The 15,761-nt window shown below is 63.1% G+C and carries 11 protein-coding genes; 3 read left to right on the top strand and 8 right to left on the bottom strand.

Annotated elements, in window-relative coordinates; translation table 11 throughout:
• Positions 1-462: 462 nt before the first annotated feature.
• The 5 genes from FYJ31_RS11450 to argS form a co-directional block, all read right to left on the bottom strand.
• The gene (locus FYJ31_RS11450; RefSeq protein WP_154536722.1) at positions 463-1,917 is read right to left on the bottom strand and encodes a Maf family protein; all 1,455 of its coding nucleotides are present in this window, start codon (positions 1,915-1,917) and stop codon (positions 463-465) included.
• A gap of 136 nt (positions 1,918-2,053) precedes the next feature.
• Positions 2,054-3,166: a homoserine kinase gene (locus tag FYJ31_RS11445; RefSeq protein WP_154536721.1), complete on the bottom strand. Its 1,113-nt coding sequence runs from the start codon at positions 3,164-3,166 to the stop codon at positions 2,054-2,056.
• A gap of 93 nt (positions 3,167-3,259) precedes the next feature.
• The gene (locus FYJ31_RS11440) at positions 3,260-4,576 is read right to left on the bottom strand and encodes a homoserine dehydrogenase (RefSeq protein ID WP_012578544.1); all 1,317 of its coding nucleotides are present in this window, start codon (positions 4,574-4,576) and stop codon (positions 3,260-3,262) included.
• Positions 4,577-4,743: 167 nt separating this feature from the next.
• On the bottom strand, positions 4,744-6,336 hold the full coding sequence (locus FYJ31_RS11435; RefSeq protein WP_154536720.1) for a diaminopimelate decarboxylase family protein: 1,593 nt from the start codon (positions 6,334-6,336) through the stop codon (positions 4,744-4,746).
• A 2-nt stretch (positions 6,337-6,338) separates the two neighbouring features.
• Positions 6,339-8,201: an arginine--tRNA ligase gene (gene argS, locus FYJ31_RS11430; RefSeq protein WP_154536719.1), complete on the bottom strand. Its 1,863-nt coding sequence runs from the start codon at positions 8,199-8,201 to the stop codon at positions 6,339-6,341.
• A gap of 88 nt (positions 8,202-8,289) precedes the next feature.
• Here argS and FYJ31_RS11425 point away from each other — a divergent pair, with 88 nt between their 5' ends.
• Together FYJ31_RS11425 and FYJ31_RS11420 are read left to right on the top strand one after the other, a co-directional pair.
• Entirely contained in the window at positions 8,290-9,222 is a 933-nt protein-coding gene (locus FYJ31_RS11425; RefSeq protein WP_154536718.1) for a LysR family transcriptional regulator, read from the top strand.
• 93 nt (positions 9,223-9,315) lie between these two features.
• Positions 9,316-10,569 (top strand): MalY/PatB family protein, encoded by a 1,254-nt coding sequence (locus FYJ31_RS11420; RefSeq protein WP_012578548.1) that lies wholly within the window; start codon positions 9,316-9,318, stop codon positions 10,567-10,569.
• A gap of 48 nt (positions 10,570-10,617) precedes the next feature.
• Here the strand turns inward: FYJ31_RS11420 and murA are convergent, their stop codons facing one another.
• A complete protein-coding gene (gene murA / locus FYJ31_RS11415) occupies positions 10,618-11,943 on the bottom strand; it encodes a UDP-N-acetylglucosamine 1-carboxyvinyltransferase (protein WP_326831211.1) in 1,326 nt (441 codons plus the stop codon).
• A gap of 244 nt (positions 11,944-12,187) precedes the next feature.
• Here murA and FYJ31_RS11410 point away from each other — a divergent pair, with 244 nt between their 5' ends.
• Positions 12,188-13,534 carry an NAD(P)/FAD-dependent oxidoreductase gene (locus FYJ31_RS11410; RefSeq protein ID WP_154536716.1) on the top strand — a complete coding sequence of 449 codons (1,347 nt, stop codon included), beginning with the start codon at positions 12,188-12,190 and terminating at the stop codon, positions 13,532-13,534.
• Positions 13,535-13,735: 201 nt separating this feature from the next.
• Here FYJ31_RS11410 and FYJ31_RS11405 read toward each other — a convergent pair whose 3' ends face one another.
• Positions 13,736-14,863 (bottom strand): diguanylate cyclase, encoded by a 1,128-nt coding sequence (locus FYJ31_RS11405; RefSeq protein ID WP_032737248.1) that lies wholly within the window; start codon positions 14,861-14,863, stop codon positions 13,736-13,738.
• A 203-nt stretch (positions 14,864-15,066) separates the two neighbouring features.
• On the bottom strand, positions 15,067-15,756 hold the full coding sequence (leuD, locus tag FYJ31_RS11400; RefSeq protein ID WP_012578552.1) for a 3-isopropylmalate dehydratase small subunit: 690 nt from the start codon (positions 15,754-15,756) through the stop codon (positions 15,067-15,069).
• Positions 15,757-15,761 lie beyond the last annotated feature (5 nt).

Here is a 15,761-nt window from a genome sequence, read left to right as displayed (position 1 = left end):
AGCTGACCACACCGCTAAAAATGCCATTTTCGCACTGACTTGGGGCGGAGGTCGTGGCGAAACGCACGAGGGAACGTGTGTCATCCGATATGGTCATGCCCGCCAGGCATTGAAGCGTCCTGTCTATGCGCGGTTGATGTCCCGGTGGCGGGGTCAATCGATCGACATACGAACCGGGACAGATTCGGCTGTCCCGGTTCGGGATTTCGGCCTCTTTTGGCGAACCGGGACAGGCCCTTCCATGAACACCCGATATATGCAAATCCAAAACCCCGGAATTCCGCCATTCCCCGACGGCGACCATCGCACGATAGGGCGTCAGGTGAATGAGATTCTGTCCCGGTTGTCCCAAAAGAGACGAAATGACGAACCGGGACAGCAGAATCCGTCCCGGTCCACACGCGGTTCACACGGCATTACCCAAGTGAACTCATCGGCAAAACATTGGCCCAGCCAACACCACTACCGATGTCCAGCACAGGCCAGCTCGTCCAGGCGGGCGGCGAAGCGGGGCCAGTCGGTCTTCATAGCGGTGAGGAGCTTGCGGTTGGGCACGTCGTCAATCGGGACCCAGCAGATTTCCATGCTTTCGTCGTCGTTTGCCTTGGGCTCGACGGTGTGGCCGGGCTTTTCAAAGGCAAACACGGTGGTGTAGGCCCACGGGCCATGGTCCTCGCGGTAGGAGCCGACCACCTCGATGTCTTCGGGGGTGATGTTGGCTTCCTCGTAGCTTTCGCGCAGCGCGCCTTCGATGGACGATTCGCCGTCCGCAGTGGCACCGCCGGGAATACCCCACGTGCCACCTTCGGCGCTCCACGCGGCACGGTGCTGCATGACCACGTGAGTCACCTTGCCGCTCGCCGGGTCGCGGCGAGCCAGCAGAATGCCGGACGCACCGTTGGTGCCCCAATGCTTGCGGCCGCAGGCGCAGTCCACCCAGCCATCGCCGGGCTGATGCACGTTTTCGACCGGCGGCAGAATGCCAGCGTGCTGGTTGCCCGAGGCCTTGCTTTCCGGCTCCAGTTCGCCACGGCCGACATTCCACAGGTCGGTCCACGTGATGCCCAGTTCGCCGGCCAGATGCCGGGCCAGCGGCAGGCTGAGGCCGATGATACCGTGCGGATCGCCCTCGATGCTGTCGATGAACGCGCCGCCGAAGCCTTCCAGCGTGAACGATCCGGCGACTTCCAGCGGCTCGCCGGTGACGATGTACCGTTCGATGTCGTCATCGGTGAATTCGCCGAAATGGACTTTGGCATGGCTTGCGCCGCGCACGGTACGTCCGGTCGCGAAATCGATCAGGCAGTGGCCGGTCCAGAGTTCACCGGTCGCGCCGCTCATGCGCTTCAGTCGTTCGCGGGCCACGGCTTCGCTGTGCGGCTTGCCGTAGCATTCGCCGTCCAGGAGGAACATCGAATCACAGCCTAGAATCAGCGGGCCGACCGTCGCCTCGGTCAGTCCCGGCTGTCCGGCAATAGCGGTGGCGATGGGTTCGGTGATGGTCGGCATGTCGATGCCGGAGAAGTCGCGCGTGGTGGCGACTTCCGCCTTGGAATAGTCGATGGGCTGGCCAGCGGCGGCTTTGCGCAGGTCTTCGACGACGGCTTCGCGTTCCGAATCCTTGATTTCCTTGGCCTTGAGCGGGTAGGCAATCACGCGATCGCCAGTTGCGGCGGCGGCAGTATCGGCCACATCGCGATACGCACGGTGAACGGCCTCGGCCTTGGCTGCGGCAAGAATCATCACACGCTGCTTGATGCTCAAATCGTCGACGGTGACACCTTCCTCACGGGCGGCCGCTTCCAGCGCAGCAGGCTCATCCACGTGCGAGACGCGAATTGTGGGGCAGATACCCGCCGAATACAGCACGTCACGGCGAGGCTTGGACTTGGAAGCAAGAATTAGCGGAATGGACATGACTTAAGTCCTTATGCTCCCGCTGGCGGGAGCTGTCGAACGAAGTGAGACTGAGGGTGGTCTCTGCCGGTATGGCGGACCACTCTCAGACCGCCTGCGGCGGCCAGCTCCCGCCAGCGGGAGCCTTCTCCTCGACTTAGCGACGCTCGATTTCGACGCCGGCGGTGTTGATGGGCAGGTGAAGCACACGCCAATGGCCGGAAGCAAGCTGCTCCGATGCGATCTGGTCGATGGCTTCGTGGGCGTTGCCGTAATGCAGCACGAGCACGCAGGGGCCGGCACCGGAGACTGCGGCGGCATAGCCCTTGGAGCGGAAGAGCGCAATGAGCTCGGTGGACGGCGGCATCAGGGCACCGCGATACGGCTGGTGCAGTTTGTCCTGCGTGGCGGTGAACAGTAGCGCGTTGGACTGGGCCTGGGCGGCCGCAAGCTCGTCGGCGAATGCCGATTCACGGGTTCCGCCAGCGCAAGCGCACGTATCGGTATCCTGAGCCGGGGCAGCGGCGACGCCGGACCTGCCCTGCTGAGCGGCCTGGGCCAGCACTACGGGATTCATCGCAGCGGGCAGCAGACCCACGCGAGACACGTTGTAGACGGCGTCCTTGTATGGCAGTTCCCTAGGCAGCGCCTGACGGGCCTTCTCAGTGGACAGCTCATAGTCGGGCACGAACACGGCGGCGGTGATGGACGGGTCCACCGGGTAGTTGACGGCGTGGAATCCGCCGTGCAGCGGTTCACCACCAGGAACGGCGACCGAGCCGACGCCTTCCGCGGTTTCGAAGTCCCAAGAGACGGTCAGGCCACCGAACACAGCCGGGGCCACATTGTCCGGGTGTCCTTCAATCTGGGCGGCCATATCGAAGATGGCCGGACGGTTGAGGTCACCGGTCTGGGCGAAGGCCGCGGCGGCGGCGATGCCGGCCACGATGGCCTCGGCGGAAGAGCCCATGCCACGAGCCTGAGGGATGTTGTTGGTCGCTTCCAGCGTGAAGCCGAGTCGGCCGAGGCCGAACGTGGCACAGGCACGGCGGAAGGTGGAGACCACGAGATGGGTTTCGTCGCGTGGGAGGGTGTCGGCACCCTCGCCGTGGATGATCACGTGGGCAATGCCGTCGTTCGGGTCGTCGTTGAGCGTGAAAGTGAGCTCGTCATGGTAGTCGAGCGCCAGACCCACGGTATCGAAGCCGGAGCCGAGGTTGGCGGACGTGGCGGGCACGCGCACGTGAACGCTATTGCAGATTGGATTCATGGTTGTTCCTTAAAAAGGAGCTCCCCTTGTCAGGGGAGCTTGGGTATTCAGCTTTCACCGTTCGACCGCCTCATCAGAGGGAGCTTAGGTTTGTCAGTCCAGCACGCGCAGGATGGACGGGTCGCCGGTGACGAAGTCGAGCGCCTGCACGGCCTTGACGGTGTTGCGCAGGGTTTCCTCGTCGGTCAGGTGGGTCACGACGCGCAGCTGCTGGATCTCGCCGTCGTAGCCGGGGTCGGTCATGGTGGGCTTCAAGTCCTGGTTCACACCGTTGATGGAGACGCCGTTCTTGGCGAACTCGGCGGCGATGGCGGCCAGCACGCCCGGCTTGTCGTGAATCAGGAAGCGCACGGCGAATGCAGCCTTGGAGGCGGTAATCGGAGCCTTCGGCAAATTCTTGTACAGCGGGATGGCCGGGCCGGTGCAGCCGGCGGTGATGTGACGGGCTTCGGTCACCACGTCGCCTACAACGGCGGAGGCGGTCGGAGCGCCACCGGCACCACGTCCGTAGAACATGAGGTCGTCGGCGGCATCGGCCTTGACGAACACGGCGTTGAAGGAGCCGTGCACGGAGGCCAGCGGGTGGTTCTCGTCGATCAGGGCCGGGTAGACTCGGGCGGAAACGCCAGCCTCGCCGTTCTCGACCACGGCGAGCAGCTTGATGACCTTGTGTTCGGCGGTAGCTGCGGCGATATCGTCGGCGGTGATCTTGGTGATGCCTTCAACGGACACGTCGTCGATGGTCACGGAGGTGTGGAAGCCGAGGGTAGCCATGATGGCGGCCTTGTTGGCGGCATCGTAGCCTTCGATGTCGCCGGTCGGGTCGGCTTCGGCATAGCCTTTGGCCTGGGCGTCCCTCAGGACGTCATCGAACTGGAGACCCTTGGTGGTCATCTCGTCGAGGATGTAGTTGGTGGTGCCGTTGACGATGCCGAGCATGCTGGTCACCCTGTCGCCGACCAGGGACTCGCGCAACGGCCGCAGGAAGGGGATCGCGCCGCCCACGGCGGCTTCGAAGTAGATGTCGACGCCTTTGGCTTCGGCGGCGGCGTAGATCTCGGGACCGTATTTGGCCAGCAACGCCTTGTTGGCGGTGACCACGGAGGCACCGGATTCGATGGCGGCCAGCACGAATTCACGGGCCGCGGTGGTGCCTCCGATGAGCTCGATGACGATGTCCGAGTTGGTGGCCACGCTCATGGTGTCGGTGGTGACAATGGACTGGTCGATCCATGGGAACGCCTCGGTGGCCTTCGGATGGCGGCATGCGACGCCGGTGAGTTCGATCGGACGGCCGATGCGAGCGGACAGTTCGTCCTTCTGCTCGACGATCAGACGCGCCGTCTGGGAGCCGACGGTGCCGGCACCGAGCAGGCCGACGCGGATCGGGGTTTCGTCGTTGCGAGCCAATTCAGGGTCCTTCCAAAAAGTTTTCTATATCCCACCGCTATTTTACGGATTATTTCCGACAGCAGTTGGGAGATTCCAATTGCTTCGCTGCTCCCCTCGGTCACCTACGCCTGACAGCTCCCCTCAGAGAGGGGAGCTGGCTCGCGCAGCGAGACTGAGGGGAGTTCTCATTCGCTGACGTCGAGGTTAAGTAGGTCGTCTACGGTCTGGCGGCGGAGCATGACGTGCGCGCCGGACTCGCTGACAGCAACCACCGCCGGGATCAGCGCCTGGTTGTAGTTGCTGGCCATGGTGCGGCCGTATGCGCCGGTAACCGGCACGGCGAGAATGTCACCGCGCTTCAAATCGGCGGGCAACTGCACCTCGTGAACCACAATGTCGCCGGATTCGCAGTGCATACCGCACACGCGGGCGAGCATCGTTTCAGCGGAACCGGTGCGATTCGCCAGACGCGCGGTGTAGTCGGCACCGTAGAGTGCCGGACGAATGTTGTCGGACATGCCGCCATCCACGGACACGTACACGCGCTCGGCAATCGGGTTGCCGGCACTGTCTTTGACATCGGACAAGTGCACGTGCTTGATGGCGCCCACGCGGTACAGGGTTACGCCGGCGGGCGCCACGATGTAACGGCCCGGCTCGAAGCTGATGGCCGGCGCCGGCATGCCGAGCGCACGGTTGGTGCTGTTGACCGCATCCGCCAAGCGAGTGAGTTCCACGTCAATGTCCATTGAATCTTCGCCATCGGTGTAGGCCACGGAGTAGCCGCCGCCGAGGTCGATTTCGGGCAGGATGTAGGCGTCGGTGGCCCACAGGGTCTTACGCAGCAGCATCATGCGCTTGGCCGCGTGAATGAAGGCCTCCGCATCGTGGATGTTGGAGCCGATGTGCGAGTGGGCTCCGACCAGTTCGAGTACGTCCTGGTTGGCGAGGATGGTCTTGAGCACGGCGATGGACGGACCGTCCGCAATGGCTTCCATCGCGGCGGCCAGCGCCTTGTCTGTGTCGGAGACTTCCTCGTGGCTCAGGTCGTACGGGTACTTGACGTCGTAGTGCAGCTCGCGCTCTGATTTCTCGGTCTTCTCCGCGCCATTTTCCGGGGAATGCGTCGCAGAGATACGCGCGTTGGTAGCGGCAGGCGTCACGTCTTTGAGGGCGTTCAGCACGTCGAGCACAGCGGCGTCGGCCCCGGCGGCCAGCAGCGGCACGCCGAACTTCTGGTCCTCGTGAGCAGTGGAGATGTACTCGTGGCCGCCGGCGTGGACACCGACGGTGACGCGCAGCATCACACGGGCGCGTTTGCCGAGCCTGCGGGCGATGGCAGCAACGCGCTCCGGCTCGTCGGGCTCGTCGATAACGATTTTGGCGAAGCCCTGTTCGATGGCCAGCGCGATTTCCTCATCGGACTTGTTGTTGCCGTGCAGCACCAGACGACGTCCGGGAACGCCAGCGGCGAGGGCGATTTTCATCTCGCCCATCGTGCAAGTATCCACAAACATGCCGGCCTCGGTGACCAATCGCACGACTTCTTTGGACAGGAACGCCTTGCCGGCAAAGCTCACGTGCGTGGTGGAGGTGTCGAATGCTTCAGCGGCAGCGCGCACGAAGTGCCTGGCACGTGCGACTACTTCATCAGTGTCGATGAGATAGAGCGGCGAGCCGAACTCGTCAAGCAGCGATCCGGCGGTACGACCATGAAATTCGATGGAGCCTTCGGCGTTCACAGCCGTAGCGGCCGGCCAAATTGGAGAAATAGGCATAATCACATCTTCTCGGGGGCGGTGACGCCGAGGAGGTCGAGGCCGTTGGCGATGACCTGCTGGACGGCGTCATTGAGCTTCAGGCGGGCGGCGGCACGGGCCGGCTCCGGGTTCTTGGCGATCTCCAAGGCCTTGCGAACTTCGTCGTCGCCACGGGTTTCCGGATCGGTCAGGGCCATCGGCACCACGCGCTCCACGTTGTACCACTTGTGATAGGTGGCGGCCAGTTCTTCGAGGTAACGGGCCACCTTGTGCGGCTGGCGGTCGTCGGCCGCGGTGGCGAGCACGCTCGGGAACTGGGCGAGGGCGGCGAGCACTTCGCCGTCGGCCTCGGTGTCGAGCAGGGCCAAGTCGGCACCCTCGTAGCTGATGCCGGCAACGGCTGCATTGCGGTCCACGTTCTTGGAGCGGGCGTGCGCGTACTGCACGTAGTACACCGGGTTGTCGTTGGTGTGCGAGGCGAGCAGGGCCAAGTCGATGTCGAAGTTCTGGTTGTAATCGGAGCGGGCCAGCGAGTAGCGGGCGGCATCCACACCGACCACGGAGACCAGGTCGTCGATGGTCACGACGTTGCCGGCGCGCTTGGACATGCGCACGGGCTTGCCGTCCTTCATCACGTTGACCAGCTGGCCGATGAGAATCTGCATGTTCTTGCCGGGCTCGTCGCCGAAGGCCGCGCACATGGCCATCATGCGGCCGATGTAGCCGTGGTGGTCGGCGCCAAGCATGTAGATGGCCACGTCAGCCGGGTTTTCGGCGCGATGGCGCTTGTCCCAGTAGTAGGCGATGTCGGCGGCGAAGTAGGCGAACTCACCATTGGACTTGATGATCACACGATCCTTGTCGTCGCCGTGCTTGGTGGATTCAAACCAAGTGGCGCCGTCCTTGTCGAAGATGTCGCCGCGGGACTTGAGCTCTTCGATGGCGGCGTCGACCTTGCCGTCGGCGTACAGGCTGTTTTCATGGAACCAGACGTCGAAGTTCACGCGGAAGTCCTTCATGGACTTCTGAATCTCGTCGAACATCATCGGTACAGCGCGCTTGCGGAATTCCTCGCGCACTTCGGTATCGGCTTCGCCGAGCGGTTCGCCGTCGTCGTTCAGGCCTTGATCCTGGTGAGCCAGTGCGGTCAGGTCCACGCCGTCGGACTCGGCTTCGGCCTGGACACGGGCGGCGATCTCGTTGATGTAGGCACCCTTGTAGCCGTCGCACGGGGTTTCGGTCTGGTAGCCGGCGTCGCCCAAGTTATTGGCCTCGGCCCAGGCGGCAACCAGCGACTTGGCGAAGCGGTTGATCTGCTCGCCGTGGTCGTTGAAGTAGTATTCGCGCACCACCTTGGCGCCGTTGGCTTCGAGCACGCGGGCCATGGCATCGCCGACGGCAGCCCAACGAGTGCCGCCGATGTGAATCGGACCGGTGGGGTTGGCGGAGACGAACTCGAGATTCAGGGTCTGGCCGCCCAGATGGGCGTTGCGGCCGTATTCGTTGACCTTGTTGAGATGCTTGTCGGTGCCGGTCACGGCACCGGCGGCGAGTACGGTGTCCACCACGGCGGCGGCCGAGGCGGAGTCAAGCGTGATGTTGATGAAGCCGGGGCCTGCCACCTCGACCTTGGCGATGCCGTCGGCTTCAGCGAGCGCGGCGGCGAACGGCTCGGCCAGATCGCGCGGCTTCATGCCGGCCTTCTTGGCCAGCTGCATGGCGATGTTGGAGGCCCAGTCGCCATGCGCACGGTCCTTCGGGCGCATCACGGCGAGCTTGTCGACGGGCGGGATCAGCTCGTCGGTCAACGTGCCGGCCTGGCCGGCGGCGACGAGGTTGTGGGCAATGCTGGAAATCAGTTCACTTAAGGCTTCAGGACTCATTCTTCTAAGGATACTGAGAACGGCGACACCGTGCCGCGTCCGGTCATCGTCGGCGGCCATAATAGAACGACGTGCGAAAGAGGTGCATATGGCCGGGCTCAACCCCCAATCATTGGTCACGTTGTGGCAGATCGAACAGTATGGTTCGTTCTCCGCCACGGCCAAGGCCACGGGTTGGTCGCAGCCGGCCATCAGCCAGCAGATCAAAAAGCTGGAGGCACAGTGCGGTTCGACTCTGGTGCAACGCACCTCGCATGGTGTGGAACTCACCGCCACCGGTTCGATGCTCGCCCGCCACGGCGAGGCCATCGCCGATCGGCTGGAGCGGGCGGCCCGTGAGGTCGAGGATTATCGGCATCATCGGTTTGCTCACCTGCATTTGGTGGCCCCACCATCAATCTGCTCTACTATCGCGGCCCGTACCGTGGTCAAGCTCAGTATGTTCACGGACATCGAGCTGAGCCTGATTCAGATGGAGCCACCGGAGGCGATCGGTCTGATTTCCCAAGGCAAGGCCGATGCCGCCGCCGTGTTCCGCTACAGCAGCATCCCGAACTTCCTGCACATCGGCGACGACCTGACCTTCCATTCGCTGGGTTACGATCCGATGCGACTGCTGGTGCACCGCTCCAGCGGCATCGCCAAACGATTCGAGGAGACCGGCGACCCTGTGTCGCTGTCCGCCGCCAAAGACGAGCATTGGATCGCCGGTTGCCCCACCTGCCGCGCAAATTTGGTGAAACTGGCCACCCGTGCCGGATTCAAGCCGGATATCCGCCACTGCACGGATGATTACTGGGCCACGCAGAACCTGGTCGAGGTTGGTATGGGCGTCTCGCTGGTGCCGGCGCTCGATACGCATATCAACTTGCAGGGCGATCTGGTGGCCTGTCCCATTGCCGACGATTTTGCGGCGCGCGAGGTCGGCATCGTGACTCGTGCCGGCGACCATCGCCCAGCGCTTGGTTCATTGCTCGAGGAGCTCGAGCGCACGGCACTCAAATATTTGAGTGCCAAGTAGTCGCACAGCGATAAGCAAGCTTGCGAGCGCCATCACGATTTCGGGGAGCCAGACCGTTGAGCGGCCCTTCTGCACCGGGAACAATGGCATGTTATGAGCATGAACAACATTCCCCAGTCAACGACTGTGAGCAACGCAACCGCCGGCGTCTCTTGCTTTGATGCCAATCACATCGACGTGACGACCATCGAGGATCTGGAGCAGGTCGGTTCGGATAAATGGACCCGTTACCCCGGCTGCATCGGCGCATTCATCGCCGAGATGGATTACGGTCTGGCACCATGCGTGGCCGAAGCCATCGAAGAGGCCACTGAACGTGGCGCGCTCGGCTACATTCCCGACCCGTGGAAGAAGGAGGTCGCCCGCTCGTGCGCCGCATGGCAGCGCCGCTACGGCTGGGAGGTGGATCCAACGTGCATCCGCCCGGTGCCGGACGTGCTGGAGGCGTTCGAAGTGTTCCTGCGCGAGATCGTGCGCGCCGGTAACTCCATCGTGGTACCGACTCCGGCCTATATGCCGTTCCTAAGTGTGCCGCGTCTGTATGGCGTGGAGGTCCTTGAGATTCCGATGCTGTGCGCGGGCGCCGGCGAGAGCAGCGGGCGCAATGATGAATGGCTGTTCGATTTCGACGCCATTGAGCAGGCGTTCGCGAACGGCTGCCATGCCTTCGTGCTGTGCAACCCGCACAACCCGATCGGCAAGGTATTGACGCGCGAGGAAATGCTGCGATTGTCCGATCTGGCCGCCAAGTACGACGTGCGTATATTCTCCGATGAGATTCACGCGCCGTTCGTCTACCAAGGCCACACGCATGTGCCATTCGCCTCAATCAACCGGCAGACGGCCATGCAGGCTTTCACCTCCACTTCAGCCTCGAAGTCGTTCAACATTCCCGGCACCAAGTGCGCGCAGGTGATTCTCACCAATCCGGATGATCTGGAACTATGGATGAGGAACGCGGAATGGTCCGAGCACCAGACGGCCACCATCGGTGCCATAGCCACCACTGCGGCCTATGACGGCGGCGCGGCATGGTTCGAGGGCGTGATGGCATATATCGAGCGCAATATCGCGCTGGTCAACGAGCAGATGCGCACGAGATTCGCCAAGGTGCGCTATGTGGAGCCGCAGGGCACGTATATCGCGTGGCTGGATTTCTCGTCACTGGGCATCGATGACCCGGCCGACTATTTCTTCAAGAAGGCCAACGTGGCGTTGACAGACGGCCGTGAATGCGGCGAGGTCGGGCGCGGTTGCGTGCGTATGAACTTCGCCATGCCCTACCCGCTACTGGAGGAATGCTTCGACCGCATGGCCGCCGCGCTCGAGGCGGATGGGCTGTTGTAGAACAAAATCGCGGCTCCCCTCAAAGAGGGGAGCCGCGGAACGGCCGAATTAGTCGAAGTCGGCGCCGAGGGCTTCGAGTTTGCCGCGGAAGTCGGCGTAGCCTCGGTCGATCAGGCTGATGCCGTGCACGTCCGAGGGGCCGGACGCGGCCAAGGCCGCGATCAGATGGCTGAACCCGCCACGCAGGTCCGGCACGTCGATGTCGCGTCCGGTCAGCGGGGTCGGTCCGAAGATCACGGCGGAATGCTTGTAGTTGCGCTGCCGGAAACGGCACGGCAGCGAGCCCAGGCACTCGCGGTACAACTGGATGGTGGCACCCATCTCGACCAGCGGCTTGGTAAAGCCAAAGCGGTTCTCATACACGGTCTCGTGCACGATCGACAGGCCATTGGCTTGCGTCAGGGCCACCACGAGCGGCTGCTGCCAGTCGGTCATGAAGCCAGGGTGCACGTCGGTCTCGATAGCCACGGGCTTGAGGTCGCCGCCCGGATGCCAGAAGCGGATGCCCTTGTCCGTCACCTCGAACTTGCCGCCCACCTTGCGGAACACGTTCAGGAACGTGATCATCTCCGGCTGGGTCGCGCCCTTGACGAAGATGTCGCCGTGCGTGGCAAGCGCGGCGGACGCCCAGGACGCGGCCTCGATACGGTCGGTCAGCGACGTGTGCGTGTAGCCTTGCAGCTCCTTGACGCCTTCAATGCGGAAGGTGCGGTCCACGTCCACGGAAATAATCGCGCCCATCTTCTGCAGCACGCATACCAAATCCATGATCTCCGGCTCGGTGGCCGCGCCCGACAGTTCGGTCTTGCCCTCGGCCAGCACGGCCGCCAGCAGCGTCTGCTCGGTGGCGCCCACCGACGGGTAGGGCAGGTGGATCTTCGCGCCATGCAGGCCGTTGGGCGCGGTGATGTGGATGCCGTCCTTGTGCTCCTTGTCCACCGTGGCGCCCAGCTTGCGCAGCGTCTCCAAATGGAAGTCGATCGGGCGCCCGCCGATCGCGCAGCCGCCCAATGCCGGAATGAACGCCTCGCCCAGACGGTGCACCAGCGGGCCGGAGAACAGGATCGGGATGCGCGAGGAGCCAGACAGCGTGTCCACGTCAGCCACATCGGCCAGCTGAACATGAGAGGCATCGACAGTCACAATGCCCTTTTCGCCGTCCACATCCACGTCTACGCCATGCAGGCGCAGCAAATCGGACACCACATGCACGTCACGGATCTCCGGCACGTTCTTCAGCACCGACTTGCCCGGCGCCAGCAACGCGGCGACCATCGCCTTGCTCACGAAGTTCTTCGCGCCGCGCACCTTAATCGTGCCAGCCAGCGGCTTGCCGCCTTCAACATGCAGCACGTCATCCGGATTCTCAGCCACGCCACTCTCCTCAATCAATCAAGATTCAAAAATGCTACCGTCCAGTTTGCCATAAGCCATGTGCCGACTCCGTGAAATGCCCCAGCCGAACTTTGATCACCGTGCACAACGGATTCCACACCCCGTCGAATCAAACCAATAACGTGATCTTCCTCACATTTGCCGCCACGGCGTTCTTCATACTTCTACGCTACGATTCAGGGCAATGGCATCAGACGCCATGGCCACAAGCAAAGGAGCATTTATGACCACAGTCGCCGTCATCGGCTGCACGCACGCCGGCACGTTCGCCACCACTTCGATTCTCGCCGAGCACCCCGATTGGACCGTCCATGTTTTCGAGCGCAACGGTACGCTGTCCTTCCTCTCCTGCGGCATCGCCCTGTGGGTGGGCGACCACGTGTCCGACCCGAAGAAAATGTTCTACTCCTCCCCTGCCGCTCTGGCCGAAGCCGGCGCGACCATGCACATGCGCACCGACGTGACGTCCGTGGACCTCGACGCCAGAACCCTCACCTACCGCGCGCTGGACGAGGCCGGAGACCCCGCCGAGCAGACCCTCGCTTTCGACAAACTGGTCGTGACCACCGGATCGCGCCCGGTCATTCCGCCAATCCCCGGCATCGACAGCCCGCATGTGCTGCTGTGCAAGAACTGGGATCATGCCATCGCCATCAAGGAGAAGGCGAAAACCGCCAAGTCCGCGGTGGTGATCGGTTCGGGCTATATCGGCGCGGAAATCGCCGAGCAGTTCAGCGTCACCGGCGTCAAGACCACGCTGGTCGACGGCCTTGATCGCCCGCTGGCCAATAATTTCGATAAGACCATCACCGATCAGGTGGCGGCCGCGTTCGAGGAGCACGGCGTCACGCTCGCGCTCGGCCAGAAGGTGGTCGAGTTCCGCGACAATGACGACGACACCGTCACCGTGGTCACCGAAAAGGGCGAGTACACGGCCGAGATGGCGATTCTGGCCGTCGGCTTCCTGCCGAACACCGACCTGCTCAAGGGCAAGGTGGACATGCTGCCGAACGGCGCGATCGTGGTCGACGACTACATGCAGGCGTCCGCGCCGGGCGTGTACGCCGCCGGCGACTCCGCCACCGTGTTCTACAACCCCACCGGCCAGCACGATTACATTCCGCTGGCCACCAACGCAGTGCGCCAGGGCCTGCTGGTGGGCCGCAACATCGAGACGCCGACCGTGAAGTACATGGGCACGCAGGCCACGTCCGCCGTGCAGCTGTACGATCTCTCGCTCGCCGCCTCCGGACTGACCTGCGCCGGTGCCGAACGCCGCGGGCTCACGGTCCGCGAGACCTCGCTCACCGAGGATTATCGCCCGGACTTCATGCTCATCACCACCCCAGTCACGTCGATTCTGACCTGGGACCCGGAAACCCGCAAGGTCAAAGGCGGCCAGTTCTGTTCCAAAGCCGATATCTCCGGCGCGGCAAACGTGATTTCCATGGCGATTCAGGCCGGCTTCACCATCGACCAGCTCGCCAACGTGGACTTCCTGTTCCAGCCGAACTTCGACAAGCCGGTCTACTACGTCGGAGCCGTGGCCATGAAGGCGGCGGCCGAGTAGGACGGCCGTACTCACCGCAAAAAGAAACCCCGGCGTGATGGGCGCCGGGGAGAGAAAGGAGAGAAGAAAGAGGTTAAGTTATGCAGCTTGTTCGGCCGTGATTACATATAACAGCAACAGTTTTAATGCAACGTGGGCACTGGCTGGGAATCGTCTGGGAATCACGGCCCGTACAGGCTGTTTCTTGTTTCTGGAGCCGATCTACCGGCTGGCTTTGATCTTGTGGGCCAGTTCGGCGTCCCACATCGCACCGGTTGCGGACATCACCGAATCCGCGCCGGCGTTTCTGTATGCCTGATAGTCGGCCGGCGAAACCACGCCGCCCACGCCATTGATCTTGAAATCAAGACCGAGCTTCTCGCGGATCGCGGCCAGACGGGCGACCATGTCGAGTCCGGCGCCGCGAATCGCGTTGCCGCATACGCCTGAACGGTCACGGCCTGCACCGGGCAGTGCCTGATTGCCATTGGCATCGACCAGTTTGGCGGAAATCGTATTGATGGTGCTGAAACCCTGCACAGTGCCGTGGCCCACGGTGGAACGCACCATAAGCTCCAGAGCGTCGTCGCTGGGGATGTAGGCGAGCTTGACCATCAGCGGAATGTCGCCAATCTCCTGCTTCACGGCCTCAGTGATGCGGCCTACGAGCAGCGGATTGTGGCATAGCAAGCGGTTGTGGCCCTCGTTGGGGCAGCTGGTGTTCATCACCATGAGCTTGGCACCGGTTTCTTTGACCAGGCGGGCGGTAGTGGCATGGTCGGCGATGTATTCCTCCTCGCTCATGCCCTCCACACGCGAGCCCTGGAAGCTCGGGACCAGCACTTGACCGGGACCGGCGGCCTCGATGGCGGCGCGCATGTCCGGCTGCCAGGCATCCGGGCTTTGCGAGGGCACGCCGAAGCTATTGGAGATGGAGATCGGAGTCTCGTAATTGGTGTCGGCGAGCACGCCCTCGTCCAGTTCGGCGCTGCCCGGTGTTAGTGAACCGTCCGCCGACTTGGGGTGTACGGCGAGCACGTTCGGGAACGGGTTGCAGCCCCAGGCGCGCGAACGCACGGTTTTGTAGGTCGCCAGATCGAAGCCCATGCGGAAGGCGGCCGTGGTGAAACGGCTGTTGAGCAGCGGGCCTGCGGGAATGCCGAAAGGCAGATTGACCGGCTGGCCCAAAAAGGTGGCCAAGGCACCCTCGGAGGCACCCTCGCTGGTGGTTCCGGCGGCATCGGCACCGTTGCCATCCTTCAGCGCCTCGGCGAACGCGCCGAACGGCCCTTGCTCATAGTTGTCTTCGTAACTGCGGCTGACATCGTAAAACGGCTCAAAATCACTCATGCTTCAACGATAGGCCACGCCCCGGCCCACAACGCACGATGGGCCAGTCGCCCACGGCTACACGATGCCGCGGTCGGCCAACGGCCCTGGGCCTGCAATTATAGACTCGCCTTTCGGCGAGGCTCAATGCTGGCCTCGCTGCTGTCGCAGCTCGGCACAGGGCCTGCCGAAAGCCCACTGGGCTTTCAGCAGGCCGATCGCGGCTAAATAATGCCGCGATCGGCCAACGGCCCTGTCCAATCATCGTCCGGTTCGCGGGCGGACTCGATTTTTTCTTCGGGCCAGTGCTTGGCGGGAATGGTCTTGGGCTTGAAGGGGAACTTTTCGGCGCGCATCTTTTCGTAGGCGGCGATGTCGTCCTCGTGCTGCAGTGTCAGATCGATGTCGTCGTAGCCGTTCATCAGACGCCAACGCACGTAATCGTTCACCTCGAACGGCAGAGTCACATCACCGCAAGTGACGGTGCGGGTCTCCAGCGAGACAGTCATCTCGCGACCAGGCTCTTCCTCCAGCAGCTTCCACAGGAGCTCGACGGACTCCTGCGGCATAATCGCGGCCAGCACGCCGTTTTTGGCGGTGTTGCCGTAGAAGATGTCGGCGAAGCTCGGCGCGATGACCACGCGGAAACCGTAATCGTGCAGCGCCCACACGGCGTGCTCGCGGGAGGAGCCGATGCCGAATTCGGGGCCGGCGACCAGAATCTGGCCCTTACCGGCGTATTCCGGCTTGTTGAGCACGAAGTTCGGGTCTCGGCGCCATGCGTAGAACAGGGCGTCATCGAAGCCGGACTTGGTCACGCGCTTCAAGAACACAGCGGGAATGATCTGGTCGGTATCGACGTTGGAGCGGCGCAGCGGCACGCCCACGCCGGTCAGTGTGGTGAGTTTTTCCATAACAA

This window comes from Bifidobacterium sp. WCA-178-WT-4B, assembly GCF_009696495.1.
Taxonomy (GTDB): Bacteria; Actinomycetota; Actinomycetes; order Actinomycetales; family Bifidobacteriaceae; genus Bifidobacterium; species Bifidobacterium infantis.
The sequence above is the reverse complement of the archived record's forward strand: the minus strand, read 5'-3'. Positions and strand labels throughout refer to the sequence as shown.